Genomic DNA, 23919 nt, shown 5'->3' on the forward strand with positions numbered 1-23919 from the left:
GGCGAGACCTGACTGACGGCGCAGACGAAGCCAGGATGGATGAGGATGCGCAGAATTCCCTCGCATTTTCTCGATTTGTACTTGGCGGCTGATCGGGAACGCGTCTTTCGTTCTGAACCAATCTTCGGCTTGAAATGTTAGCTCTCCTGCCAACCGCAGGGGAGCTGACCGCTCAGCTAAATGACTATTCAGCTTCCGGCACCGGAAGACGAGGGAGTGGCGGCGTCGACAATTCTGTTGACGCCCACCCGCGATTGAGTGACCAAAATGAGAACCCCTCGTTGCTTGGATTGCTCAGAAATAACGTCGTTTGATGCCTGCCGCTTCAATCAGATAGTCGCGGCTTCCTTCCAGTTCGACCCAGAGCTTGGCAATGTCGTGACCAAGCAAAGCGCCCTGCCACTTGCGGACCTTGCCGGCGCAAAGAACCGTCGAGACGTTCGATCGCTCCATAAGGGTTACGACAGCGCCGGGCACATGGTTCAGCGGAGCAACGTTGATTGCATTGGCGTCGAGCAGAATGATGTCGGCTTCCTTGCCCGGCGTCAGCGAGCCGGTCTTGTGATCGAGCTTCAGGCCGCGGGCTCCTTCGGTGCGCTTCCAATGTCTATATCGCCGCCGAATGCGATCCGCTTCTGCGGAAAATTCGGGAATGAACGCGGTTCGTCGGGAACAGAAGTATCGATCCTGCATCCAAATGCAGCAAACGGTGGACCACGTAATGGTGTAGCAATTGTTTGCTCCGAGTGTCCGGTCATCGTCATGACCAGAGGCCAACGAGAAACATGCCCAGCAATTCGCATTCACGTCGTCGATTTTTCAACCAACCGCTTTTCAACCAGCAGTCCAGAGCATCGCTCCTGGCGTTTATTGCCTTACTGATAACGGCAACCGTTTCCGGGTGTGCTGCCGTGCCGCTCAAGGAGGCGGGAACGCTGGCCTCCTACACGAATCTCGGTCCATCGAAGGGGACGCTCGGCAAGAAACGGCTCTACGTCGACGGGCAGCAACTGGCACGGGTAAAGACCGTCGCTATCGTTCCGACTGTCTTTTCCTTCAGCGCTGCGTCCAAAATCAAGTCCGAGGCCGACCGGTCTCTGGTGTCCAACGCTCTCGACCGGGCACTGTGCGTGGCGCTAAGCGACAAATACCAGATGGTCCCAGCCGGCCAGCCGGCAGATCTGACCGTCCGTTCGGTCGTCGCCGACATCGTTCCGACCAACAAGGCCGTTGCCGGGGTCGCAACCGTCGTCAGCGTTGGTTCGGGCTTTGCCTTGCCTGTGAGCGTGCCGCGCCTCCCCTTCGGCCTCGGTGGCCTGGCGATCGAAGCCGAAGCGCTCGACGCCACTGGAATGCAAAATGCCGCAATGCTGTGGGCACGCGGCGCCAACTCCATTCAGGACAATCCCCGCGTTTCCGAGGTCGGGGACGCTTATGGCCTCGCAACAAAATTTGCCGGTGATTTTTCGCGGGTGCTGATCGCCGGAAAGGAACCGAAGGGACTGAACCTCTCACTTCCGTCAAGACAACGCGCTCGGTCCTGGCTCGGCGGAAAGCCGAAATATGCTGCCTGCGATGCGTTCGGCCGCGCACCCGGGCTGCTTGGGGTGGTCGCTTCGAAGTACGGCGCTCCGCCGCAATGGACGGAAAGGAAGCCAAAGCCTGCAATGACGCATTGACGGAAGGGTTAGCGTGGGTGTCGCAGTCGCTCTGCGAAGGTTTGGAACAGGCATAAGAGATCGACCGGCCTCGCCGATCGAGGGACGGGCGGAGACAGTGCCAGACCCCGGGCATTGCTCTGCCCGCCTGCTGTTTGCCTGCGGGAGCGCCAGCCTTGACGATCTCACCGAACGGCGACGTGCCTCTGTTGACAAATACACGATCCACCTGGGAAGACGTCGCAGGGACGATTATGCGGCGACGGGTTCTTGCGTGTTCGCGCTCGGACTGCGAGACTCCTTCATAGGAGACCGCATTGGCCGCGTTCCTGGCGCTTGTCCCTTACGAAACCACCATCCGGCGCGCTTCGATGAGGCAGCTGCGAGTAGAATTGTGATGAGAGGGTGTGGTGATTGCTCTGGCTGACAGCCGGGACATCGGCGGTTTTGTGCCATCGCACAGTTCGCTCCCCATTGCTGACAGCCACGTTTGTCGCGATTGGGTCGAAGTTTCTCCGGCGATAGATTTGGGAACCGATGCCTGCCGCTACGCTGGAGCCGGGTATTTGGGGACCTGATGCAACATTCTTCCCTTTGCGTAAGGACGCTGTATTCTGATGTCGCCAGACACACTTCGACCTGAGGATGAGCATGCGTGTCGATCATTTTGAAATTCGTTCGAAGATGGTGTCTGGCTTGACAGGCTCGCCCGGCGACCTGAGACGTCAGGCCATGACATACCGGAACGCCAGGCACCTTCTGAGGTGCATGGCGTTCACAGCGGTCATCGTCGTCACCCCCTTCTTGAGCTCGCCGGCATCCGCCGCCAATGTTCTCGAACGAGCGATTGCGGCAGCCCAGCCCTGCAAGCCTTTGAAGGTCAGGCAATCGGTCTTGGGCGTGAAGATCCAATTGGGCATCGATAAGCTCGACTTCGTTAGGATCGACACGCTTGAAATCCGGGTTGACAGAGATTTGGCCGAGGCAAGCGCACTCGGCACGCTCGCCTGCCGGACATCGGACGATGCCCCTCTCCAGGGCGGTTTTTCGGCAAAGGCTCGAATTCACCTGCAGGCCAATCTTGCCACCTGTGTCATGAGCGGAAGTTCGATCGAGATCATTGAGGCCGGCGGCGAGTTTGGTGACGTTGTCACAACATTCGAACCCGAGATCTCGGCTGCCCTTCGCAAGGGAGTGGAGAATGCATTGAAGAAGCTCTGCGCGAGCTGAAATCGGAGAGGATACTCGAGACGAGATGATCGGTCCGAAGGCTAGCGGATTCCTTATGTGGGTCCGTGCGTCAGCGGCACGGCTGACCTGAATTTGACATGTCATATATGATTGGTTGTCGCAATTTTTGTGCATATCTGGGACTAAACGGGCGAGCGCTATCTCGGTGTGGTCGTTTATGAAGGCGCGTTAGGGACCCGGAGAGACCCACCGTCAAAGCGCGCCAAAGGTCAAGTCAGCAGACAGTCACCGGCGCTGCATAACCACGTGAACGATGGCTCATAGGTGTCTTAAGGCCGCGCTATCCGGCATGAAAATCTCACACAGGTCTCAGGTCCAAAGAGCGCTGACGGCAAGTGTCAGGGAGAAGGCGACCAGCACCGTGCAACCACAATGCCGCGCAAAAGGTGGCATTTGCGCGTGGCGCCCGACAAGCAGACCGCCAATACCAAGCCATGTTGCCGACGTCACCGTTGCGCAACCGACGAATGCCACCATCGCTGCGGGCACTCCCGCCTGGACGGCAGGCACAAGGGTGAGGCCGATGATGATGGCCTTGGGATTGAGCAGCGTGGTGACGAAGAGCTGACCGATGCCGAGCGCGTTCTGGCGGCCCGCCGGTGCCGGAACCCATAGCTTGAGCGCAAGATAGAGAACCCATATCGCCGAAGCGAGCTTGACGATGCAGGCGATGCCTGGATGGCCATTAAGGAGCGGGGCGGCGATGCCCGACACCGGAACGATGATTGCGAGATAGGCGAGCACCACCGAGGCGATGAGCGACAGAGACCGCCAGACAGTCAGCGCTGTCGACGCCAACGCCAGAACCGCATTGGTGGGGCCTGGAAGGATCAGCAGCGTGAAGACGGCGATAACGAATGTCGGCAGGTTCATCAAATCCGGTCCTTGATTGTCTGCCACCCTTCTCATGAATTCTGACGGACGGTTTTGATCTGTATCAGTTCGAGTACCGCTCCGGCCAGATTGAGATTTATCAAGGACGAGCAAGCCGAGGGGCGATAGCAACGGCATGCGATACTCGTCCGTCATGCGAAGACATCAGCACCCCTGTTGTGCTGCCTCATCGAAGACGAGCGAAGCTCTCGCATCACCATAGGGATGTAATCCATGTTCGAAAAGCGGCCCCTCCCACCATGCTCCTGAGAGATCTCGATCCAGTCACCGCCAGGCGCGTTCTCCACATCTATGACGATATTGCGGAGGCGTCGTGGTTCAATCGCAACCGCGCCACCGAATGGGAACTGCTCAAGCTGGTGCTTCGTCATCTCGCGCACGATCAGGACGAGGAACATCTCCAGAACCTATGCACCCGCGAAGCGTTCGAGCGTTTCTGCCGAAGCGTATAAGCCAGGCAATGGATCAATTCGGCGGGGAACGGGTGTGATTGTACTGTCGATACCCTGCCACGTCCACAGCGGTTCTGACTGTGAATAACCGCGGCGCCAACGTCTTACGTCGGTTGCTGTGACGATCAGGGTCCCGGCATGCCTCGGATCGCATTTGCCATAGGTGAGCGCGATTTCGCAAAAGCTATGCAGAAACTGGAAAAGCCGCGCCTCACTCGCGCGCGGGGGCGAGGCGACGCTTAGTAGCGATCGCCGGGTGACGATCAGTGACCTGATTTGCTCAGCGGTTCGAAGACCGACGCGACCGCATTTTTCTGCGTCGTCGAACCGGGCCGAGATGATCGAATATTCCATCTTGGGCTTCCCCGGACGTTCAACCATGACCGAACACGCATTGATCCGGATCAAGATCGATCTGCATCGCCGTCCCTGTCCTTCTCGCTAACCTGCCCGTCATCGATGCCCTTCTTGAAGGCCCGGATCCCATGTGCGACGTCGCCCATGAGCTGGGGGATCTTGCCGCGTCCAAACAGGATGAGGACGATGGCGAGGACGATCAGCCAATGCCAGGTGCTAAAGCTTCCCATTTCAATCACTCCTAGTCATGTGACGAGCTTAAACCTTCCGCCTCGACCGTACTTGATCTGGCGCAAATGCAATGATGTTCGTGAACTGGCGGTCAATTGCTGGCGGCGGTAGCCGAGGACGCGGACTCACGGATATGGATGCCCGCCCGCCTCATTGTCGCCGCGCCTACGCCGACCGTTCAGTCGCTCGACGGCATTCGGCTCCGGCGTGAGGATCGGCCGTGTCTGCAGGAGAAACATTTCGAGTGCGGCGCGCGCCTCGCCTCCGGTCGAACCGTCGCAGCTTATGAACTCGAGCACGTCGACATGTCGGTCCCGGCGGCTGTCTGCAGTCATGACCGACGTTCCCCGGCCTGGTTGGCGATAAAAGTTTGCCGACCGTCAACAACGTCGCGCCGGTTGGCGGCGAAGGCTCTGAGAAGCAGAGAGCCCATTCTTGCCTGTTTTGCCACATCGTCGAAAATCAGAGCCACCTCCTCGACCTCGCCGATCTCAGAGGCGGGTCCGAACTGATCGAGTTCCTTCAGAAGCTCGAGGAGTGTTCCGACTTTCGTCCGCTGACGCAGTGCCGACATGAACAGCTCCTGCGCAACGGCGGCTCTTTGTCTTGGGACCAGGCGTGCGAGCAATTCCGCGATAATGAGGGTACAACTGCAGTCGCAATCCGGGTCCTTTGCAAAGGCCTTTATCTGACGCAGAGCAGAGAAGATCTTTCTGTCGCCAGCAGCATCACTTTCCGCCAGGCTCGTGGTCATTGTGTCGCTTCCTTTGCGTTTCTCAGGCGCGCGACCCATTCCGCGCCGGTCTTGCCGTGGTGAAACCCGTTCGATAGCGGAATGTCCGGATAAAGATCGCGCAACCTCGCCAACGCCTGCCCAGACTCGATTTCTCCGTTCAACATCCCGCGAAAAGTCCGGGATACTTCGACCATGTCGCAGGTCTGCGGCGATAGTCGAAGCGAACTGACGCCCCATCCTGTCCATTCGTCGAGGGGCTCAAGAAGCGCCTGACATGTATGCGAAAGCGTCTGGACGCCATTCAGGGCAAGAAAGGGCTGACCTGAAATGGTTTTGACTGTAATGCCATCAGGATCCTCCTGGCAGACGAACTGGCAGTTGTCCTTGGTTCGCCCTTTCGAACGGGCATGAGCACAGCGTGCGGAGATGGCGAGCGGCATGCGGCCGAAGGCGAAGACCTCCAGGTCGAGATCCGGACAGGTCCTGGCAATGGCGGCCACGGACGAAGCTGGAAGCTCCGGCGGCAGGCAGATCATCGTCGCACCATTGGATGCCAGAACGCGTGCGGTCGCGGCGTTATAGACATTGATGAACGGTCCAACGGCGTGCGGCCGGCCCTTCAGAAGATAGAGGGCAGACAGATCATTGGCCTCGATAAGCCTGACTTCCTCCTGAGCGAGCGCCCTTTGATAGTTCGCCTCGCGATCGAGCGTGACGAGCGCCAGTGTCGAGAGCCGGACCTCTTTTCCTGCTGCCTCCAACCGCTCGATGACAACAGCAAGCTCAGCCTCCATGAAATGCAGGCGCTTCGAGCAGATCGTCTCGCCGATGACGACGACATCGACCGGGGCCTCGTCGGCGATCCCGAAGTAGAAGTCGCGCCATCGGTCGCTCGGCCAGAGATATTGGAGCGGGCCAAGTGTCAGCTTCATCTTTTACCTCCACCGCTTCTCATAGGCGCCATGCGTCGTCGCCAATCCCTCGCTGAGGGCCTTGAGACGGGCCATCAGCGCCGGACGCTCGCTGGGGGCGGCTTCCATCGTGGCACGGAGCGTCGAAACGACCTGCGAAATATACGCCTTGCCGCGTTGGCGCCCCTCCACCTTCAGCGCCGTGACACCGGCTGCCTGGAGTTCGTCCAACTGATCCATGACATCAAGTGAAACCGGATCCTCGAAGGCATAAGTCTTGCTTCTGCCGATCTCGAAGCGCCCTTTGCACAGGGTCGGATAACCGGCCGGTTCCTTCTCGGAGAACCTGTTGATCGTAAACCCGCCCAATTCAGACACCATGTCGGTGCCTTCCTGCCGGTAGCGGACATGGCTTGCCGGCGAGCAGACGCCGTTCATGTTGGGCGATTTTCCGGTGGCATAGGAGGACAGCGCGCACCGCCCCTCCGCCATGACGCAGAGGCCGCCGAAGACGAAGACCTCAAGCTCGCAGGCTACGCGATGAGCGATGCGGGCAATGTCGGCGACCGTCAGCGTCCGGGGGAGGACGACGCGTGCTGCGCTAAAACTTTCGACCAGATAGGCGAGCGCGTCCGGATTGGAGGCCGAAGCCTGTACGGAGATGTGCAGGCGCTGGTGCGGATGACGTTCGGCAACATGTGCCATCAGCCCGAAATCGGCTACGATCAGCGCGTCGGCCCCGGCATCGGTCGCTTCCTGCGCCCGGCGATACCAGAGATCTTCCCGCCCTGCCGTCATGAATGTGTTCAGTGCCACGAAGGTCTTGACGCCTCGGACGCCGGCATAGGAAACGGCCTCTCGGAGCTCCTGCAGATCAAAATTCAAACCTGGGAAGTTTCGGGCATTCGTTTCGTCGCGAAAGCCGCAATAAACCGCGTCTGCACCCGCATCGACTGCTTCTCTGAAGGACGACGGCGTTCCGGCCGGACATATCAGTTCCATCTCGCACCTTCGGCCTCGAGTGTGTGGCGCCGGATGGACGAGAGTGCCCCCATTACGGGACGGCGAATCGGCCCCGACATGTCTCCGGCCAGTTTCACCAGATCGATTCCGCTGTCATCGAGCGCATTTCGAAGCGCGAGCACAGCTTCCATGTTGCCTGTCACGATAAGCTTGCGGGCAAAGAAGACGGCATCGCCGTCGACCCTGCCTTCGGCAAGCGCAAGCATCAGGAGCAGCGGACCGCTGATCCTGGCGTCGGCTTCCGGCGCGCGCCCACGCCGGAAGGTTCGGATACCGCCTCCGGCGGGCCGGATCACGAACTCGAAGGCAAGGTCGGTAGGGGCAAAGCCAAAACACGAATATCGATAGTCTCCGAGCCGGTCGAAGAGCCGGGGGTGGGATTTGAGAACCTGCTGGAACAGCAGGGATGCGGCGCGCGCCGCGATCGGCAACGGCACGATACCGGCCGCAGTTATCAGGCGGGATGGAGCAAGCATTGAGGCCTCTTCTCGTGAGGTCGGCACCCTAGGGCCTGGCGCATTCGCCCTGTTTGTTTTGAGACAAAGACAGGAGTGGTTTCCTCGCCGATTGCATCCCCATGCTAAACAATCCACTCAAGATCAAACGTCATGCCGACCTGCAATCCTTCATCCACGAGCTCGAGCAGCGCCGGCTGCTTCTGTCGGTCGACGAACCCGTGTCGCTCGTCCACGAGCTGACAGCCCTGCATCAGCACGTTCTTGAGGAAAACGGGCCGGCCCTCCTCATAAGGGCACCGATAGACGCCGATGGACGGCGCAGCCCTATCCCCGTGCTCGTCAATCTGTTCGGCACCAGGGAGCGCATAGAGCTTGGCTTCGGGGTCGGGCAGGGCGGCCTCGGACGACTTGCGGAGGACCTCGCCGATCTTCGAAACCCATCTCCGCCAAAGTCGCTCGCAGACGCCTTGAGCAGATTGTCCCTGATCAAGGCCGCAAGTCGCATGCGGCCCAAGCATCGGCGCACGGCCCTGTCGCAGGCGGTGGTCTACCGGGGAGACGATATCGATACCGGTATGCTTCCAGTCCAATGGTGCTGGCCGGGCGAGCCGGCCCCCCTGGTGACCTGGCCGCTGGTCATAACCTGCGATCCCGACGATCCGGACGACATCAACGTCGGCATCTACCGGATGCAAGTTCGCGACCGCTCCTCGCTGATTATACGCTGGCTCGCCAATCGCGGTGGCGCAAAGCACTTCCGCCAATGGCAGCGACGCGGTCAGGACATGCCGGTGGCGATCGCGATCGGCGCCGACCCTGCAACGCTGCTTGCCGCCGTCATGCCTCTGCCCGAAGGCGTGAGCGAACTGAACTTCGCCGGTCTTCTGCGCGGCGCGCGCACGCAGGTCGTCAGCGCTCTGACCGTGCCGCTCGACGTGCCGGCCTGTGCCGAGATCATTCTGGAGGGACGCGTGTCGATCGACGAGACTGCGCCCGAAGGACCGTACGGCGACCACACCGGCTATTATAACAGCGTAGAACCCTTTCCGATCGTCCGGCTGAGCGCCATCACCACCCGCCGCTCGCCCGTTTATCTGTCGACCTACACCGGCCGCCCGCCGGACGAGCCCTCCAGGCTCGGGGAGGCGATGACAGAGCTGTTCGTCCCGATCCTGCGGCGACAGTTTCCCGAAATCCGCGACCTGTGGCTGCCGCCGGAGGCCTGCTCCTACCGCATGGCGGTCGTCTCCATCGACAAGCGGTATCCGGGACAGGCCCGCAGGGTGATGATGGGGTTCTGGTCGATGCTTCCGCAGTTCAACTACACCAAGCTGATTATCGTGGTCGATGCCGACATCGGTGTGAGGAGCTGGGAGGACGTGATGTGGGCAGTGTCGACCCGGTTCGACGCTTCGCGCGACCTGACGGTGCTTGAAAACACGCCGATCGATTATCTCGATTTTGCATCGCCCCGAGCGGGTCTCGGAACGAAGATGGGCCTCGACGCCACCCGCAAGATCGGGCCGGAGACCGACCGCGAATGGGGTCGCGAACTGCGCATGCCGTCAGACATTGCGGCGCGCGCGGCAACAACATGGGAAAGGATCAAACGTGACATCGTTTCATGAGCAGCGCGACGTCGTGCTGGCGGTTACCGGAGCCTCAGGCGCGGCTCTCGGCCTTGCCGTCCTCGATCTCTTGTGCGGGCTCGGCGTTCGGGTGCATCTCGTCGTCTCGCAAAGCGGCAAGCGGACGCTTCTGCACGAGGCCGGGGCCGACGCCCATGACCGGATGCTGCCGAAGGCTTACAGAAGCTATGACAATGCAGACATCGGCGCGACCATTGCCAGCGGCTCGTTTCGTGTCGCAGGGATGATCGTCGCGCCTTGCTCGATGAACACGCTGGCTGCGATTTCAACCGGCCTTTCCTCAAGCCTTGTGGCACGCGCTGCCGACGTCCAACTCAAGGAGAGGCGACGGCTTGTGTTGATGACGCGCGAGACACCCTTGCATCTCGGGCATCTGCGCAACATGACATCAGTCACGGAAATGGGTGCGATCGTGATGCCGCCGGTTCCCGCCTTCTATAATCGTCCGCAGTCGGTGCAGGAGATCGTGGATCACCTTTCCCGTCGCGCCGTCGATCTCCTGGGCCTGCCGGTCGCGCCGCTGGCAAGCGCCTGGTCCGGCGAGGCGGACTTCGATCAGCCGAAGACGGAAATCGGGTCGGCGCCGAAGAGCAGGGCGTGACCGCCCGCAAGGAGCAGCCAGGCGACCAGCGCGATCGTGGCCATCGCTGCTGCCACAAGCGCCGTATCCGATCTCGGCTGGACCCCGGAAACAAACGCCGCCAGGGGCCAGACGGACGTCTGCGCGGCGTAGATCTCCCAGTGAGCGCCGAGACGCTTTCTCGCCCGGCGTTCGGCCATTGGAATGCCGGCGAGTGCGAAAAGCCCAAGCCCCCCGAACAGCAGGAGCGAGCGCAAGTCTCCGTTGGCGATGACATGGCCGAGTGCCCAGAGAGCAAATCCCCATGGCACGGGGTGTCGGGTGATTCGCGTGACCGCGCCGGCCGGCCCCGCCGAGCGGATCGATATGGACAGGGCATTTGCACTCATCAGACCGGCAAGCACGAGAAAAAATCCTATTGGCGCGAGCACGAAGGTCATCGCGGCATGCCACGGGCGAAGCTCCCACAGCGGGACATAATCGAGCGCAAGTGCCGCGGAAAAGAGCCAGACCAGCGCCGCGAGCGAGACAACGGAATAGGCAAGGATATAGGTCGGCTTGCCGATCGACCGGATGATACGAAGGCGAATGTTCGGGATCGCCGGGATCGAATGCAGCATGAGAAAGACTGTAAACGCGCTGACGAACTGAATCACTTAGTTATCCCCCTATGTCGAAGGTGATGTATCGGTCACGGCCCGCCGCAACTTTGACCAGAGTCAAGCAATGGACGACCCGGTGACGAGATTTCGGCCATGTGCGGCCTGCAAAGACCTGCCTGCCGCCAAAACGCGCATCTTTGCGCCAGCGCAAAGAGCAGGGCGATCGCGCTGTTAAACGTGACGGCGATACTCATCTTTAAGGATCGCCATCATGCTTCGCGCTGCCAGCCTATTCGCCGCTCCTCTCGCTCTCCTCGCAATGCCGCTTGCGCTGAAGGCTGCCGAATATCCGATCGGCTCACCTCAGATCGCGGCGGGCATGGAAGTCGCAGCGGTCTACCTCCAACCGATCGAGATGGATCCGCCCGGCATGATGCGTGCTGCGGCGGATTCCGACATCCATCTGGAGGCGGACATCCACGCGACCGCCGAAAATGCGAATGGCTTTGCTGAAGGCGACTGGCTTCCCAGCCTGCATGTGGAATACACGGTCAGGAACCTCGACAATGGCGAGGAGCAAGTCGGATCACTTGAGCCTATGGTCGCGAGCGACGGGCCGCATTATGGCGATAATGTCAAGCTGTCGGGACCTGGCCGCTATCGCCTGGAGCTCAACGTTCATCCAGGCGGTCACGGCGAGATGTCTTTCGGACGCCACGTCGATAAGGAGACGGGTGTTGCTCCCTGGCCCGACGCCTTCGCGCTGAAATTCGACTTCGTATTTGCCGGCATTGGCAAGAAGGGCGGTTATTGATGCGTGCCATCAGCTGGTTGATGCGGCTGCTGGCTGCGGCCGTGCTGATAGTACCTTGTCCGACCGCCTTCGCCGAAGACGAAGATCCGGTTTTCGAGGTTCATTTCAGCAATGGCGTCGTCTCGCCATCGGTCATCGAGGTGCCTGCGAACACCCGTTTCAAGCTTGAACTCCACAATGACGGCTCGACCCCGATCGAGTTTGAAAGCATTCCGCTGCGCAAGGAGAAGGTTCTCGCACCCGGCGCATCGAGTTTTCTCGTCTTCCGCTCATTGAGCGAAGGGAACTATGCCTTCTTCGATGATTTCCATCTCGACATGCCTCCGGCAACGCTGGTTGCCCGATGAGCACGGATCTTACTCTGCAAATATTCGAGATCGCTTCGGTGGTCTGGCGGGAAAGCTTCGAAGCCCTGCTGGTCGTCGGAATCCTGCTGGCCTGGTCTACGAGGGCGGCACCGGAGGCACGCGGGCGGGCAACCAGCTGGATCCTTGCCGGCGCAGGCGCCGGCCTCGCGCTCGCCCTGATGCTGGCATTGATCATGAGCCGTGCCGCCGGTGTCCTTGAAGGGGATGGCGAGGATATCCTGCAGATGATCATGGCTGCTCTTGCCGCCATCCTCATGCTCAGGATGGTCTTCTGGATGCGTTCAATGGAGCGCGGCCAGACACGGGATCTCGCAGACCGCGCCGTCCGACATGCAGAGGCAGGCAACTGGCCCGGGCTTGCCACGCTGGCAGCGCTTGCGGTGGCCCGCGAGGGTGCGGAGACGGTCGTCTTCCTGTTTGGACTGATGGCTTCCTCGCAAGGCTGGCAGGCCGGTTTTGTCGTCGCTTCAGGTCTGTCTGGCTTCGTGCTTGCCGCAATCAGCTTCTGGGCGTTCAAAGCCGGGTCAAAATTGGTTTCCAGGACGGTGCTGTCGCGCGTCAGCGAGGTGCTGCTCCTGATGCTCGGAAGCGGGCTGACGATGATTGTCGTCGATAAGGTGATTTCGCTTGGAATTTTCTCACCGATGACGGGGCCGTTGTGGGATTCAAGCGGGCTGCTCGATGATGGCAGCGGTTTCGGCGCCTTTCTCGCCGGTCTCGTAGGCTACCGGGCCCGTCCGGAGCTTCTTCCTCTTCTCAGCCTCGGCTTCTACTGGCTGATTGCGTCTCTCGCCTATGCGCCTCCTTTGACCGGCAAGGCACCGGCATGACGTCTTCTGCTAGTAGTGCGCAGGCGCTCGTCGCGAGGTTCGGCGACCTCCTTCTCCGCTATCAGGCGGCCATCCGCCGTCTTCAATGGGTGATGGTGGTCATCTATGCGTGCCTTCTCACGGTCCCGCTCTTGTTGCCGCGTCCCACGCACACCGATTATGTGTGGAACAATGTCGCCCGCTTTGCACAATTCGTCTTCTGGGGCGTCTGGTGGCCCTTCATCATCCTCGCTACCGCGCTGGTGGGCCGCTTCTGGTGCGGAATCCTATGCCCGGAAGGTGCGCTTTCGGAATTTGCCAGCCAGCGCGGCGCCGGGCGGGCAATTCCGGGATGGATGAAATGGTCCGGCTGGCCGGTCGTGTCCTTCGTCTCGACCACGGTCTACGGACAACTGACAAGCATCTACCAGTATCCGAAGCCTGCCGCACTGCTGCTTGGCGGCTCGACCTTTGCCGCCATCATCATCGGTGCCCGCTACGGCAAGGCAAAACGAGTGTGGTGCCGGTTTCTGTGCCCCGTCAACGGCGTTTTCGGCACCGTTTCGAAAATCGCGCCCCTGCATTTCCGTGTTGATCCCGACGGCTGGCGCGCCGGCGCTCAACAGCAGGGACGATCCAACGCTGTCAACTGTGCGCCGCTCATTCCCATCAAGACCATGCAGGGCGCCAGCGCTTGCCACATGTGCGGCCGGTGTTCCGGTTATCGCGGAGCAATCCGGCTTTCCTGGCGCAATCCGGCCCGCGACATCGTCCACGGCTCGGGCCGGCTTGCGAGCACGTGGGAAACGGTTCTGATCGTGCCGGTTCTCCTCGGGCTCGTTCCAGCCGCCTTGCATTGGTCTGATAGCGGCCTTTTCCGGATGATCCGCTTGTGGTTGGTGGAACGGTGCCTCGATCTGCATTTGGCCTGGCCGCTCTCACTGCGCCTGCCTTGGTGGATCCTGACCGACTATCCCTTGGAGAATGATGTCATGACGTCAGTGGATGCCGTCGCGCTTCTGGTACTTCTGTCGGTTTCGGTCGCCGCGGCCACGATCATCTTCGGCATTCCCCTTGCCGCATGCACAATGATCCTTCGGATGAGGGGACGCTTCCTCCACCATCTGGCGCAGGCGCTCATTCCGCTTGGCTCCGCCTGTCTCTTCAGCGGGCTGCTTTCGTTGACCGTCTCGCAACTGCGCTCCGACGGCGTCATCATACCGTATTCGGATCTGTTTCGCGGCGGTATTGTTCTGGCTGCGGCCGGCTGGTCCGCGGTGTTGGTGTTCCAGATCGGTGCCCTCTGCGACACGCGTCTTGCCACCAGAATGTGTGCGACACTCATCATGGCCGTTCCGATTACGTCTTTCTCGGTCGCCTGGATTGCCGCCTTTCTGAGTTGACGCGGCGGGCCGGTCACGATGCCAGACCGGAGGCGTGTAAAGTGACGGAGGCGAAATCGACGGGCTTGTCGGTGTCGGATGCCTTGTCCGGCGGGCTCTTGGGAAGGTCGACGTGACGTGCCGGACGGCGCCGTCGGCGTCTTTTGATTTCGACGATGAAGGGCTTTTGCGACATGCGCATAGGCTTTCCTTTCCTTATGTCCGAAACGCGGTCACTTGCCGCGAACCACAGAAAGATTCTTATGGTCTGGCGCTTTCGTTCTCTTTGACGGAGGTCAAAGACGTCGAAATGCTACCCGTTATGCTCTGGTCCATCATGGACGAGAGAGGAGGAGCCCGCATGTTGCCGAGGTTCATCACAGCATTCCTGAAATCTTCCGGAGAAACAGGCGTCGTGCTGATGGAGCACGAGGGCGCACAGCGCGTGGTCATCGTCGATCGCGACGCCCTGCAGGAGATCAGCCATCCACCGCGCGCCGACGAAACCAGGCTGCAGGAGCATGTCGGAACGATATGCGAAATTGCCGCCTCCAAGATGCGTCTACAGCCGCAATCGTCATTTTCCCGGATACGGATATCGAAGGACGACGTTGAGGCGTGGAAGGCGTCGCACGATATGCTCCACTAGGAAAAAAGCTGTCTCAATATGGCCGGGCCCGGCTTGATTCTTTCAGCCGGCGCACGGGTGTTCGATACTTCTGATGTGGAAATAGCGTCCGCCGCGCATGCACGGCTTGAAATGGTTACGACTAACCGGCGCCATGACCGCCCGGCACTCTGCGTAGCCGGGGTCGCCGCCGCCGGTATCGTCGGAGAGCATCTCCTTTACTGTCTCAGCGGCGCGATTCTTGTCGGCAGCGCCGTCACGGTCTGCCTTCAAAGCGGGCGTGGCCGCCGTCCGCGCCCACCAGATCGACGAGCAAGTCCGAGCGAGTTCCGACGATCGACCGAATGCTTGCCTCCTCCATCAAGCTGAAGGCAGTGGAGAGCGCATCCGCTGTTGTCGCGTCGTTCGCCACGACCGAAACGCGTCGATGGATAGCCGGTGCGCTGCCATTACGCGGGTCGAGAATATGGCCAAAGCGACCCGCCGCGTCAAAATGAAAACCTGCGGCGCTCGAGGTCGCGACGGCCTTGTCGACAATATCCAATATCTGTTCGGGACGATCGTCGTCCTGGCTTTCCGCCAGTCCGATCCGCCATGGGGTTCCATCCGGTTTGGAGCCGATCGCCCGATCCTCTCCCATGTCGACCAGGCTGCTCGTCACGCCCGCGTTTCGCAGCAGGTCGACGATACGGTCGGTTATGTATCCTTGTGCGACGCCATTCAGGGTCAGCGCCATACGCGGACGCATGACGACGCGGTCTCGATTGAATACGACCGTGTCGAAGCCTATCTGCTTGAGCGTCAGGTCGACCGCGGATTTTGCCGGACCCGCGGGATCGGCATCTGGAGCCGAGAAATGCTTGTAGAAAAGCGACCAGAGCGGCTGCACGGTGGGATCGAAGGCGCCGCCGGTCAGCTCCCAGAAGCCTCGGCTCGTTTCAAGCAGGGACACCATGTCGGACGAAGGCGCTGCCAGAGCTCCCGTCCTGTTCAATTCCGTCAGGGCCGAATCGTTGCGACTGAGGCTGAACACCGTTTCCAGCCTGGAGACTTCGGCAACAACCAGTTCGATCAGACGAGCGGCCTCGACAGGGTTCTCGTGGTTCAGAATCAAGGTTGCCGGCGCGCCAAGCGCCTGTCCCGTCCAGACCGTGGCAGGGAGCGCGGCGTCGGCAGTTCTCAACAATGGCAGCCCCGCCGCGGCTGCGAAGATTGCAATAGCTCGACGACGACTGAACGTTCTAGCCATGATCATGTGCCTCCACCTTCTCGTCCGCGGCGGCGGGGCGGTCCGTTTCCGCGCCCGAACCCAGGACGTAGTCGCGGGGGACGTCATCGAACGTCACCACGCTGCCACCATTACTCGCAGCGAACTGCGTGGCTGCCTCCCTGGTCGAGAAGGGCACTGTTTCTTCGGCTCCCATGCCGCCGCGGATCGAACTGCCGATGACGTAGAGCGCTGTTCTTGCGTCGATCCAGTTCTCCGCTCCGGGTTTCTCCCAGCTTGGGGCCTTGCTCATGTCGGACACATAGATGGCGACGAAATCCTTCGGCTCCTCTGGCAGCATCGTGAAAGCCAGCGTATCGCGTGCCGACGAGAACCAGATCGGCTCTCCGACCCGAGCGTCAAGGATTACCTGACCTTTGGGTCCCGCATGTTCGAGCACGTTCATGCCGCAGTATCTGCCGATGGCATCCGTTGTCAGCGCGAAGGGGGCAGGGGGCACCGGTTGCTGTTTATCCTCGCATCCCCCCAGCAGCAGAGGTGACAGGAAAGTCAAGGCAAAGATCAGGTTCCTCATAGCTCTCTCCTTGAAAAGATCAGGGCGGCAAGTGCAAGGGGCACAACCGTCCAGGCGCCGAGCGCGCACACCAGCATTGTGCCACTGAGCCCGGCATGGCCTGCGACGCCCGCCATGCCGGAGAAGGCGCGGGCCTCGCCGGAACCCAGATTGAGCATCCGGTAGGCGTCGGTCGGATTCAGCAGAAGAAGGGCGTCCAGCAGGCCGGCAGGCAGCGTGTGTCCGCCCGCGGCCACCAACGCGCCCAGCAAGGCCATGTCGTAGATCAGCACGAAGAAGAGCCAGACGCCGATGGCGATGCCACCCGCGGTGCTGCGTTCGCCTACGATGCCGCTCACGAAGTAGCCGATCGCTACGAACACCGCGCCGAGCAGCACCGACGAAGCAAGCATTGCGGCGAAAGCCACCCAGCTCGCGGTATCAATTTCCGTTCCGGTAGCGGCCAACGCGACGGCTGCCGCACCGTAGCCGAAAAGCGTGGCGAAAGAGAGTATGGCGATGTGGCCCAGAAACTTGCCGAGGATCACCTGGTTCCGCCCGATCGGATAGCTGAGAAGCAGAAGCATGGTGCCACGCTCCATCTCCCCAACGATCGCGTCGTGAGACAGCAGGAGTGCAATCAGCGGCACCAGGAAGATCGTAAGACTGGAGAGGCTCACTATGACCACGTCAAGCCTGTTCACGCCGACGTTTCCCGTGGGTGCGCTGCCTAGAAACGACAGGGTCAAGGCCAGCGCCGCCAACAGAAGCGTCGTCGCGAGGACCCATCTGTTGCGCAGGCCCTCACGGATCTCTTTGGAGGCTACGATCAGGATATTCTTCATGTCCGCGCCCTCCCGCCGTTCAGGAAATGGGCGTAAAGGTCGTCCAAAGTGGGTTCGGTAACGTGGAGCATCGCAATGTCGTCGGGATTGGCGGTCACCTCCTTGAGGAGGGCGACCTTGTCTTCCATCGCGACGTCAACTTCGAAAGTTGCTGTACCGGTTGCCTTCCAGGCGACCTTTGCGCTCTTCGAACTTTCGATACTGGCGCGATTTTGAAACCTAATGCTGATGCGCGTAGGCAGCCGTGCGAGAGTCCGCAGATCGTCAAGTGTTCCGTCGGCGATCGTCACGCCGTCGTTCACGATCAACACCCGGTCGGCCCGGTCTTCGAGTTCGGTCAGGGCATGTGACGACAAGAGGATGGTGGTTCCTTTCGCGCGCAGTTCGCTCAACAGATCGTAGAACCTGCGACGCAGCGCCGGATCAAGGCCGCTCGTCGGCTCGTCCAGCAGCAGAAGGCGTGGTTCCCCGAGCAGCGCCTGCGCCAGCCCCAATCTTTGGCGCATTCCCTTGGAATAGGTGCGCACGGGCCGGTCGGCAGCGGCTGCGCCCAGTCCAACACGTTCCAGGAGGTCCAAGGGGTTTGCACCAGCGACCCGCTTCAGCCGCGCGTAGAAAGCGAGTGTTTCGCGGCCTGTCAGGGCCATATGGAAGGCGACGCTTTCAGGCAGATAACCAAGCCTCTGACGCACGGCGAAATCGCCGCTCGCAGGATCTTCTCCCATCACCTCGATGCTGCCAGCCGACGGACGAATGAGACCCAGCATCAGCTTTATCAGCGTCGTCTTGCCCGCGCCGTTGTGGCCGACCAGTGCGACCGTTTCGCCCTCGTTGAGAACGAACGAGACGTCCTTGACTGCCTGCACCTCGCCGTAGCGCTTGGCCACGCCGGACAAGAGAACGGTCGGATACGTCATTGCCGTACGTCCCCACGGGCCGCAGGTGGTTCCATTAACGGATGACTGTCGACCACGCTGCCGGGAAGCAGGGCCGGAAACTGCGCCTGCGCCCATCGGATGAACTGAACGGCTGGGCTCGTGGTGAGGACCTTCGCCTGAGGCGAGGTCCACAAGACCTTGTCGATGAGATCGTTGGGACGATATGCATTGTCGCCGACACCGTCGCCATCGAGATCGAATGCAGGGTTGTCGCTCCAGTAGTTGCCACGGCCGTTCTGGGACCAGTCCAGATACCGTGTTCCGACATATTTGACCTGGTTGCGGTTGTTGATGAAAGAGTTGCCGCTCATGGTATTTCCTTCCGACCCTGCTGTGAAATGGATGCCGATTGCACAGCCATTGAACTCGTTGCCGACGAGGCGATTCTTGTTTGCGTTGTAGACGAAGACGCATTTCTCGGGGCCGACGCGCAGACCCGTCACGTTTTCGCTGGGTCCTGGTGTACCGTCATCCGCGGGCAGTTCTTGTGTCGCGTTGCGCGAGCCGGCGGTCGTCCATCGGCTTTCAGGCTGTAGACGTCCCCGGACGATGTTTCCGGTGACGAGCGAGCTATTGGCGAAGTTCAGGAGCACGCCGTGATCCCGGTCGCCATCAGAGACATTGTCGATGATCTTCAGCCGGCTGGAGAACATGATCGCGTAGCCGACCACGTTCCCGATCGAGACATTTCCGCGGATCTCGCTGTCGTTGGTGTACATGTAGTGGATGGCAAAACGCAGGTCGTGGAAGCGGTTTTCGCTGAAGACGTTTCGTTTGCTGGCGTTGGTGGCGATCCCGTCGCGACCGAAACTGATGTCGTTGGCCAGCACCTTGGCGCCCGGAGCATTCCAGACTGTCACACCGTTTCCGGCCTCGCTCAGCCGGCCCTCCTTGAAACCGACGATCCTGTTTGCGCGTGTGATAGAGTCCTTGGCTCCGTGGATGTAGATGCCGTAGAGGTTCTCCGCCACGAGATTGTTCTCGATCACCGCATTCTGAGCCGCCTCGGTCGCAAACACGCCCGAGTCCATCATCTCGAGGTTCGCACCCGACCCGCGGATTTCAACGCCACGCAAGGTCACGTTTGCGGCGTCGATGGTCACGACCGTGCCATGGCCGTTCCCGATGATGGCCGCGCCAGGGTCACCTTCCACGACCATGGGTTTTCTGATCGTCAGTGGCCCTCTGTAGCTGCCGGGACGCAGGATAATCCGGTCGCCCGCCGTCGCTTGCTCGAAGATCGCCGTCAAATCCTCCCTGTCGGAGGGCGTGACAATGCGATCCGCCGCCCCGGCAGTTGAACAGGTGGCGGTCCAAAGGACAGCCACCGCCATGATAACAGCTTGACGCATCAGGCTGACTTGGGCTCCACGAGCATGCGGCCCTTCATCTCCATGTGCATGGCATGGCAAAACCACGAGCAGTAATACCAGTAGACGCCCGGCTTGCTCGCAGTGAAGGTGACGGATGAAGTCGCCTGCGGCCCGATCTCCATGTTGATGCCGTAGTTGACGACGGCGAAGCCGTGCGTCAGGTCCTCGACTTCATCGATGTTGGTGACATAAACCGTCACCTCGTCGCCTTGTTTAACGGTGAACGACTCCAGGCCAAACGCCGGTGCCGACGACGTCATGTAGACGCGCACCTTGTTGCCGTCTCGGATGACTTGCGAATCTATCATCAGATCGATGTTGTCCTTTTTCGCCTGTGCGACGGCATCGGCAAAGAACGGGTCGTCACGGCTCCAAAGGCTGACTGGATTGATCTTGGATGCATGCACGATCGTCGCATCATGCGGTTCGGCGAAGGTCGGGTTGTCGTGCACCAGAACCATCTCGTCGCCCGAAATGTCGATGAGCTGGTCGCTTTCCGGTTTCAGAGGTCCGACGTTCAGATACCGATCCTTCGAGAATTTGTTGAGCGAGATCAGCCATTTTCCATCGGCTTCCTTGGTCTGGCCCATCGAGGAGTGGTTGTGTCCTGGCTGATAGTGGACATCCAGTTTCTGGCGGATCGGATTGACTTTCTCGCCGGCGAAGGCGCGCTTGGCGTCCTCGATGTTCCACTTGCAGATCTGGCTGTCGATGAAGAGGGTGGTGTAGGCGTTGCCGCGGCCGTCATATGCGGTGTGCAAAGGGCCGAGACCGAGTTCCGGTTCTGCGACGACGGTGTCCCGGGGCTGGATCTTGTCGTCGAAGAGATCGTCGAACTTGCGGACATCGAAGACGGTGACGGTGGGCGAAAGCTTGCCCGCTGCCACGGCGTGAATTCCGTCGGGCGCGGTGTTCATGCCATGCGGGCCGTTTGAGACCGGAATGTAGCGGGTGTAGCGCGAGCCGTGCCGTCCGTCGATGACGGGGACGCCACTGATCTCCTTGAAATCACCCTTCTGGACTGCTTCTTCGATGCGCTTGATATTAAAGACCACAACCCAGTCCTGGTCTTTTGCCATCATCTGCTCGAGATTGACGCCGTTTTCTGAATTGTAGCAGGTCGAATAGCAATATTTGCCCTGATAGTCGGCGTCGACATTGTCAAGATTTCCGTCGACGATGACCTGCCAGGCGACCTTCATTGTCTCCCCGTCGAGAGCCGTAAGCAGGGCCTGGTAGTTCTTTGGATCGTCGAGGATCTTTCCATCGTTGGGGATCGGCACCCCGTCTTCGCCGTTGCAGAATACATAGCCGGTTTTGGGGTATTTCTGAACCCGCAGACCGTGAACCGTGTGCTGGTTTGGCAGCTCGATGATCTTGTCGCACTTCATGACGTCGAGGCGAATGCGGCAGACGCGGGTGTTGGCCTTGTCGTTGGCGTAGAGATAGCGTCCGTCGTAGGTGCCGTCGGTTTGCGACGGATGCGGATGGTGCAGGTCGCCGTTATGGTAGACGCCGCCCTGGTCCTTGAGGAACTCGACCGTCTGGGGAAGCAAGCCTTCGGTCAGCACCTTGCGGCTCTCGTTGGTCTGGCCCCAACCCGTTGCGCTGCAGCGGTTGAACACCGGAACGCGCATGATTTCGCGCATTGAAGGGACACCCACGATGCGGACCTCCCCGCTCTGGCCGCTCGAAAAGAACGTGTAGTATTCGTCCAGCTCGCCGGGCTTCACTTCCCATGTCTGGCGCCGGGACTCGGCGGCTATGGCGGGTGTTGCTGTTCCGCCCGAAAAACCGAGGACTCCACCGGCAGACGCGGCTCCCGCCGCGGCGGCCATGGCCGTCGTGCCCAGTAGCTGACGTCTGTTGAACCGCGGCTGTTTGTCTTCCGTGGACATGCTTTCTCTTCCTTCGTTATGGCCGCGACCGAAGCGTCGCATGCCGATTAAGTTCGTTCGATAGGTTTGCCGTTGTGGGTGACGACCGTCTTCGGCGGCTTCTCACCGCGTGACTCAGGAGTGGAAAGTGCCATGAATTTCTCGCGCTTCAGGCGTACCTGGATCATGTGCGGGCAGCGCTGGTCGTCATGGTACAGTTCCTGGCAATGCATGCAGTAGATGCACTCGTTCACATTGATCTGGCCCTCGGGATGGATCGATTGGACCGGACATTCCTTGGCGCAGCGCTGGCATGGAGAGCCGCATTCCGGATAGCGCTTCAGCCATTCGAACATGCGTATCCGGCCGGGGATCGCGAGTGCGGCGCCGAGAGGGCAGAGGTAGCGGCAGTAGAAGCGTTCGATGAACAGGCTGGCGACAAGCAAGGCCACGGCAAAGACGACGAACGGCCAGTCCCGCACGAATTTCAGGATAATCGCAGTCTTGAACGGCTCGACCTCCGCCGCCATCTCGGCGTAGCTCACCGAATAGAACGACAAGCCAAAAAGCCCGAGGAAGATGATGTACTTGATCGGCCAGAGCCGTTCATGCAGCCCCCAAGGGAGCTTCACCTGCGGGACTTTGAGCCGCTTTGCCGCTTTGCTCAGCAGTTCCTGCAATGCACCAAACGGGCACAGCCAGCCGCAGAACGGGCCGCGTCCCCAAAACAGCAGACCTGCAGCGACGGCGGCCCAGAGGATGAAGATCAGCGGCGCCGCAAGAAAAAATTCCCATGTGAAATTTGTGATTAGCGAGTTCATGAATGTCAGCACGTTGACGACCGACAACTGTGCATTTGCATACCAGCCGAGCCAGACGAGCGTGAAAACGAGGTAGCCGTTGCGGACCCATGCAAAGAGCTTGGGTCGCTTTACCAGCCAGTCCTGGAAGAAGAAGATCAACGTCAGAACAAGGAGTGCGCAAATCGTAATCCCGATGTTGAGGCGGTTGTTGTCCCAGATGCGGATCCATAGGGGATGGTCGTCCTGGACTTGATTGGAAGCGTCGTCCTGCGTCGGCACCGGAGGCAGGGGAGCGGCAGCTTTGGCTACGCTGATATATTGCGATGGTAGCGTGTACTCGAGATTGTAAGGAATTACCGCCTTGTCCCGTGCACCGCTGCTGCTGCGCTGTGCGAGCAGTTGGAGGTCCCAGGGTTCGGTGATGTCGAACCCGAAATCCGGGGGAACCACGAAGAGTGCGATCTCTCTCAGATCTGGAGCGTCAGACGCGGCAAGCGTCGCGATCCGGGTGTGATTCCGATCGCGGAACCTGAGACCCTGCCCGTCCTGTAGCAGTTCGATCCGATCGAAGATGCCACCTCGGACGTAGCCAGACCCCTTGAAGGAATAGGCCCCGTCCCCGGCGACGAGAATTGCCGACTGACCCGCCTGCAGGCGGCTTTGCAGGCGCTGGTATGCTGGATCGCCGAGGAGGGTTCTTCCAATCGTTGGAACGCTGACCGGGGCCACGTAGAGATCGATGAAGCGGTCGTCGGGGTTCGTTGTCTCCGGGTGCGATGCCGCGTCGGCGTGCCCTGCTTCCCCGAAGGCTTTCGAGACCTCTGCCACGGATAGCCGCAGGCTGCGAACCGAGCCGTCGCCAAGAAGTGTTTGCCAGTCTTTGACATCGCTTCGGGAGAGATCCAAGGTCTTCACGTCGGGCGGTGCTTTGAGGCTGGGTTCAGCGCCTGCGCTCAGCCTGTTGCTGCGAATTAGCTTCACCGCGGAGCGTATGACGCTGTCGCCCATGACGAGAACCGTCACGGTGGCGCCGCTGACGATCTCCACCTGCGGTGGGCGTTCTTCGCCGGCTGCCACACGGCCGAGATTCTTGCCGATGATAGAATTGAGCGCGGCGACGACTTTCGCCTGCGGGATGCCGATCAGAACGATCGGTTCATGATGTTCGATGAGTTTGATTCCGCGAACGACACCCGAGGTGTCGATGCCGACTGCGATTTGTATTGGCTTGCCGGAATAACCGGTGGAACCGGTAAAATCTGAGCTCAGGTAGGCATAGCCCACCATTTCTTCGCCCCTAAAGACGGGCGCGATCGGCGGTTGTCCGGAGGGAGTGCCGAAACGATCGGCGCCCTCGAACAATTCGCCGGGCTGGACCTTTTCCAGATATGCCGGAAGCTGGCTTGCAGACAATGCTGGCGATATCGACATCGTCGCAAAGGCGATCGCCGCAACCCAAAGGACCATTATGCGCCGTATGGCCGTACTTAGCTTGTGTG

At 60.4% G+C, this 23919-nt stretch carries 27 protein-coding genes; 10 read left to right on the forward strand and 17 right to left on the reverse strand.

The window, feature by feature from the left end:
• Window positions 1-294: 294 nt before the first annotated feature.
• Window positions 295-693, reverse strand: coding sequence for an amidohydrolase family protein (locus AC1D35_RS24560; RefSeq protein WP_477940417.1), 399 nt, complete (start codon window positions 691-693; stop codon window positions 295-297).
• Window positions 694-785: 92 nt separating this feature from the next.
• Between AC1D35_RS24560 and AC1D35_RS24565 the strand changes: the two genes are divergently transcribed.
• Window positions 786-1679 carry a DUF3313 domain-containing protein gene (locus tag AC1D35_RS24565; protein WP_113298867.1) on the forward strand — a complete coding sequence of 298 codons (894 nt, stop codon included), beginning with the start codon at window positions 786-788 and terminating at the stop codon, window positions 1677-1679.
• A gap of 747 nt (window positions 1680-2426) precedes the next feature.
• Window positions 2427-2888: a hypothetical protein gene (locus AC1D35_RS24570; protein ID WP_477940420.1), complete on the forward strand. Its 462-nt coding sequence runs from the start codon at window positions 2427-2429 to the stop codon at window positions 2886-2888.
• Between the two features lie 330 nt (window positions 2889-3218).
• Here the strand turns inward: AC1D35_RS24570 and AC1D35_RS24575 are convergent, their stop codons facing one another.
• Entirely contained in the window at window positions 3219-3782 is a 564-nt protein-coding gene (locus AC1D35_RS24575; protein ID WP_477855371.1) for a threonine transporter RhtB, read from the reverse strand.
• A gap of 260 nt (window positions 3783-4042) precedes the next feature.
• Between AC1D35_RS24575 and AC1D35_RS24580 the strand changes: the two genes are divergently transcribed.
• The gene (locus tag AC1D35_RS24580; RefSeq protein ID WP_477940422.1) at window positions 4043-4255 is read left to right on the forward strand and encodes a hypothetical protein; all 213 of its coding nucleotides are present in this window, start codon (window positions 4043-4045) and stop codon (window positions 4253-4255) included.
• A 404-nt stretch (window positions 4256-4659) separates the two neighbouring features.
• Here the strand turns inward: AC1D35_RS24580 and AC1D35_RS24585 are convergent, their stop codons facing one another.
• From AC1D35_RS24585 to ubiT, 6 genes are all read right to left on the reverse strand, one after another.
• Window positions 4660-4842: a twin-arginine translocase TatA/TatE family subunit gene (locus tag AC1D35_RS24585; RefSeq protein WP_113298862.1), complete on the reverse strand. Its 183-nt coding sequence runs from the start codon at window positions 4840-4842 to the stop codon at window positions 4660-4662.
• Between the two features lie 126 nt (window positions 4843-4968).
• On the reverse strand, window positions 4969-5178 hold the full coding sequence (locus tag AC1D35_RS24590; protein ID WP_113298861.1) for a hypothetical protein: 210 nt from the start codon (window positions 5176-5178) through the stop codon (window positions 4969-4971).
• Entirely contained in the window at window positions 5175-5597 is a 423-nt protein-coding gene (locus AC1D35_RS24595) for a hypothetical protein (protein ID WP_477855369.1), read from the reverse strand. The genes AC1D35_RS24590 and AC1D35_RS24595 overlap by 4 nt, the downstream gene beginning before the upstream one ends.
• Window positions 5594-6511, reverse strand: a complete 918-nt coding sequence (gene ubiV, locus AC1D35_RS24600; RefSeq protein WP_113298859.1) for a ubiquinone anaerobic biosynthesis protein UbiV — start codon at window positions 6509-6511, stop codon at window positions 5594-5596. Before ubiV ends, AC1D35_RS24595 begins: the two co-directional genes overlap by 4 nt.
• Window positions 6512-6514: 3 nt before the next feature.
• Window positions 6515-7492 carry a ubiquinone anaerobic biosynthesis protein UbiU gene (ubiU, locus tag AC1D35_RS24605; RefSeq protein ID WP_477855368.1) on the reverse strand — a complete coding sequence of 326 codons (978 nt, stop codon included), beginning with the start codon at window positions 7490-7492 and terminating at the stop codon, window positions 6515-6517.
• Entirely contained in the window at window positions 7483-7989 is a 507-nt protein-coding gene (ubiT, locus tag AC1D35_RS24610; protein ID WP_113298857.1) for a ubiquinone anaerobic biosynthesis accessory factor UbiT, read from the reverse strand. Before ubiT ends, ubiU begins: the two co-directional genes overlap by 10 nt.
• Before the next feature lie 101 nt (window positions 7990-8090).
• On the opposite strand from ubiT, the gene AC1D35_RS24615 reads away from it, so the two are divergent.
• Window positions 8091-9599: a UbiD family decarboxylase gene (locus tag AC1D35_RS24615; protein ID WP_113311807.1), complete on the forward strand. Its 1509-nt coding sequence runs from the start codon at window positions 8091-8093 to the stop codon at window positions 9597-9599.
• Window positions 9583-10221, forward strand: coding sequence for a UbiX family flavin prenyltransferase (locus AC1D35_RS24620; RefSeq protein ID WP_113334786.1), 639 nt, complete (start codon window positions 9583-9585; stop codon window positions 10219-10221). The genes AC1D35_RS24615 and AC1D35_RS24620 overlap by 17 nt, the downstream gene beginning before the upstream one ends.
• Here AC1D35_RS24620 and AC1D35_RS24625 read toward each other — a convergent pair.
• Window positions 10176-10856, reverse strand: coding sequence for an NnrU family protein (locus AC1D35_RS24625; RefSeq protein WP_113311805.1), 681 nt, complete (start codon window positions 10854-10856; stop codon window positions 10176-10178). The two genes, AC1D35_RS24620 and AC1D35_RS24625, sit on opposite strands and share 46 nt — an antisense overlap.
• Before the next feature lie 208 nt (window positions 10857-11064).
• Between AC1D35_RS24625 and AC1D35_RS24630 the strand changes: the two genes are divergently transcribed.
• The 4 genes from AC1D35_RS24630 to AC1D35_RS24645 are packed head-to-tail and all read left to right on the forward strand — an operon-like array spanning window position 11065 to window position 14196.
• On the forward strand, window positions 11065-11616 hold the full coding sequence (locus tag AC1D35_RS24630) for an iron transporter (protein WP_477855625.1): 552 nt from the start codon (window positions 11065-11067) through the stop codon (window positions 11614-11616).
• Window positions 11616-11963, forward strand: coding sequence for a cupredoxin domain-containing protein (locus tag AC1D35_RS24635; protein ID WP_477855608.1), 348 nt, complete (start codon window positions 11616-11618; stop codon window positions 11961-11963). Before AC1D35_RS24630 ends, AC1D35_RS24635 begins: the two co-directional genes overlap by 1 nt.
• Complete coding sequence (locus AC1D35_RS24640; protein WP_477940429.1) at window positions 11960-12814, forward strand: FTR1 family iron permease; 855 nt, start codon at window positions 11960-11962, stop codon at window positions 12812-12814. Before AC1D35_RS24635 ends, AC1D35_RS24640 begins: the two co-directional genes overlap by 4 nt.
• Complete coding sequence (locus tag AC1D35_RS24645) at window positions 12811-14196, forward strand: 4Fe-4S binding protein (protein ID WP_477940431.1); 1386 nt, start codon at window positions 12811-12813, stop codon at window positions 14194-14196. The genes AC1D35_RS24640 and AC1D35_RS24645 overlap by 4 nt, the downstream gene beginning before the upstream one ends.
• Before the next feature lie 13 nt (window positions 14197-14209).
• Here the strand turns inward: AC1D35_RS24645 and AC1D35_RS24650 are convergent, their stop codons facing one another.
• Complete coding sequence (locus AC1D35_RS24650) at window positions 14210-14371, reverse strand: hypothetical protein (RefSeq protein ID WP_477940433.1); 162 nt, start codon at window positions 14369-14371, stop codon at window positions 14210-14212.
• Window positions 14372-14536: 165 nt separating this feature from the next.
• On the opposite strand from AC1D35_RS24650, the gene AC1D35_RS24655 reads away from it, so the two are divergent.
• Entirely contained in the window at window positions 14537-14824 is a 288-nt protein-coding gene (locus AC1D35_RS24655) for a hypothetical protein (RefSeq protein ID WP_113298849.1), read from the forward strand.
• Window positions 14825-15059: 235 nt separating this feature from the next.
• Here the strand turns inward: AC1D35_RS24655 and AC1D35_RS24660 are convergent, their stop codons facing one another.
• The 7 genes from AC1D35_RS24660 to AC1D35_RS24690 are packed head-to-tail and all read right to left on the reverse strand — an operon-like array spanning window position 15060 to window position 23887.
• A complete protein-coding gene (locus AC1D35_RS24660; RefSeq protein ID WP_477855611.1) occupies window positions 15060-16052 on the reverse strand; it encodes an FAD:protein FMN transferase in 993 nt (330 codons plus the stop codon).
• Window positions 16045-16605, reverse strand: coding sequence for a nitrous oxide reductase accessory protein NosL (locus AC1D35_RS24665; protein ID WP_477855612.1), 561 nt, complete (start codon window positions 16603-16605; stop codon window positions 16045-16047). Before AC1D35_RS24665 ends, AC1D35_RS24660 begins: the two co-directional genes overlap by 8 nt.
• The gene (locus tag AC1D35_RS24670) at window positions 16602-17429 is read right to left on the reverse strand and encodes an ABC transporter permease (protein ID WP_477855613.1); all 828 of its coding nucleotides are present in this window, start codon (window positions 17427-17429) and stop codon (window positions 16602-16604) included. The genes AC1D35_RS24665 and AC1D35_RS24670 overlap by 4 nt, the downstream gene beginning before the upstream one ends.
• Window positions 17426-18346, reverse strand: coding sequence for an ABC transporter ATP-binding protein (locus AC1D35_RS24675; protein ID WP_477855614.1), 921 nt, complete (start codon window positions 18344-18346; stop codon window positions 17426-17428). The genes AC1D35_RS24670 and AC1D35_RS24675 overlap by 4 nt, the downstream gene beginning before the upstream one ends.
• Window positions 18343-19719: a nitrous oxide reductase family maturation protein NosD gene (locus AC1D35_RS24680; RefSeq protein WP_477855615.1), complete on the reverse strand. Its 1377-nt coding sequence runs from the start codon at window positions 19717-19719 to the stop codon at window positions 18343-18345. The genes AC1D35_RS24675 and AC1D35_RS24680 overlap by 4 nt, the downstream gene beginning before the upstream one ends.
• Window positions 19719-21638, reverse strand: coding sequence for a TAT-dependent nitrous-oxide reductase (gene nosZ / locus AC1D35_RS24685; RefSeq protein WP_477940436.1), 1920 nt, complete (start codon window positions 21636-21638; stop codon window positions 19719-19721). The genes AC1D35_RS24680 and nosZ overlap by 1 nt, the downstream gene beginning before the upstream one ends.
• 47 nt (window positions 21639-21685) lie before the next feature.
• Window positions 21686-23887, reverse strand: a complete 2202-nt coding sequence (locus tag AC1D35_RS24690; protein WP_477855626.1) for a 4Fe-4S binding protein — start codon at window positions 23885-23887, stop codon at window positions 21686-21688.
• Window positions 23888-23919: the final 32 nt, after the last annotated feature.

The sequence above is a fragment of the Rhizobium sp. P1_E6 genome (genome assembly GCF_056405875.1).

Bases quoted from the DNA above. Each gene is read 5' to 3' on its own strand.
- AC1D35_RS24560 (WP_477940417.1), bottom strand. From the start codon at position 693: ATGCAGGATCGATACTTCTGTTCCCGACGAACCGCGTTCATTCCCGAA.
- AC1D35_RS24565 (WP_113298867.1), top strand. From the start codon at position 786: ATGCCCAGCAATTCGCATTCACGTCGTCGATTTTTCAACCAACCGCTT.
- AC1D35_RS24570 (WP_477940420.1), top strand. From the start codon at position 2,427: ATGGCGTTCACAGCGGTCATCGTCGTCACCCCCTTCTTGAGCTCGCCG.
- AC1D35_RS24575 (WP_477855371.1), bottom strand. From the start codon at position 3,782: ATGAACCTGCCGACATTCGTTATCGCCGTCTTCACGCTGCTGATCCTT.
- AC1D35_RS24580 (WP_477940422.1), top strand. From the start codon at position 4,043: ATGCTCCTGAGAGATCTCGATCCAGTCACCGCCAGGCGCGTTCTCCAC.
- AC1D35_RS24585 (WP_113298862.1), bottom strand. From the start codon at position 4,842: ATGGGAAGCTTTAGCACCTGGCATTGGCTGATCGTCCTCGCCATCGTC.
- AC1D35_RS24590 (WP_113298861.1), bottom strand. From the start codon at position 5,178: ATGACTGCAGACAGCCGCCGGGACCGACATGTCGACGTGCTCGAGTTC.
- AC1D35_RS24595 (WP_477855369.1), bottom strand. From the start codon at position 5,597: ATGACCACGAGCCTGGCGGAAAGTGATGCTGCTGGCGACAGAAAGATC.
- ubiV (WP_113298859.1), bottom strand. From the start codon at position 6,511: ATGAAGCTGACACTTGGCCCGCTCCAATATCTCTGGCCGAGCGACCGA.
- ubiU (WP_477855368.1), bottom strand. From the start codon at position 7,492: ATGGAACTGATATGTCCGGCCGGAACGCCGTCGTCCTTCAGAGAAGCA.
- ubiT (WP_113298857.1), bottom strand. From the start codon at position 7,989: ATGCTTGCTCCATCCCGCCTGATAACTGCGGCCGGTATCGTGCCGTTG.
- AC1D35_RS24615 (WP_113311807.1), top strand. From the start codon at position 8,091: ATGCTAAACAATCCACTCAAGATCAAACGTCATGCCGACCTGCAATCC.
- AC1D35_RS24635 (WP_477855608.1), top strand. From the start codon at position 11,616: ATGCGTGCCATCAGCTGGTTGATGCGGCTGCTGGCTGCGGCCGTGCTG.
- AC1D35_RS24640 (WP_477940429.1), top strand. From the start codon at position 11,960: ATGAGCACGGATCTTACTCTGCAAATATTCGAGATCGCTTCGGTGGTC.
- AC1D35_RS24645 (WP_477940431.1), top strand. From the start codon at position 12,811: ATGACGTCTTCTGCTAGTAGTGCGCAGGCGCTCGTCGCGAGGTTCGGC.
- AC1D35_RS24650 (WP_477940433.1), bottom strand. From the start codon at position 14,371: ATGTCGCAAAAGCCCTTCATCGTCGAAATCAAAAGACGCCGACGGCGC.
- AC1D35_RS24655 (WP_113298849.1), top strand. From the start codon at position 14,537: ATGTTGCCGAGGTTCATCACAGCATTCCTGAAATCTTCCGGAGAAACA.
- AC1D35_RS24660 (WP_477855611.1), bottom strand. From the start codon at position 16,052: ATGGCTAGAACGTTCAGTCGTCGTCGAGCTATTGCAATCTTCGCAGCC.
- AC1D35_RS24665 (WP_477855612.1), bottom strand. From the start codon at position 16,605: ATGAGGAACCTGATCTTTGCCTTGACTTTCCTGTCACCTCTGCTGCTG.
- AC1D35_RS24670 (WP_477855613.1), bottom strand. From the start codon at position 17,429: ATGAAGAATATCCTGATCGTAGCCTCCAAAGAGATCCGTGAGGGCCTG.
- AC1D35_RS24675 (WP_477855614.1), bottom strand. From the start codon at position 18,346: ATGACGTATCCGACCGTTCTCTTGTCCGGCGTGGCCAAGCGCTACGGC.
- AC1D35_RS24680 (WP_477855615.1), bottom strand. From the start codon at position 19,719: ATGCGTCAAGCTGTTATCATGGCGGTGGCTGTCCTTTGGACCGCCACC.
- nosZ (WP_477940436.1), bottom strand. From the start codon at position 21,638: ATGTCCACGGAAGACAAACAGCCGCGGTTCAACAGACGTCAGCTACTG.
- AC1D35_RS24690 (WP_477855626.1), bottom strand. From the start codon at position 23,887: ATGGTCCTTTGGGTTGCGGCGATCGCCTTTGCGACGATGTCGATATCG.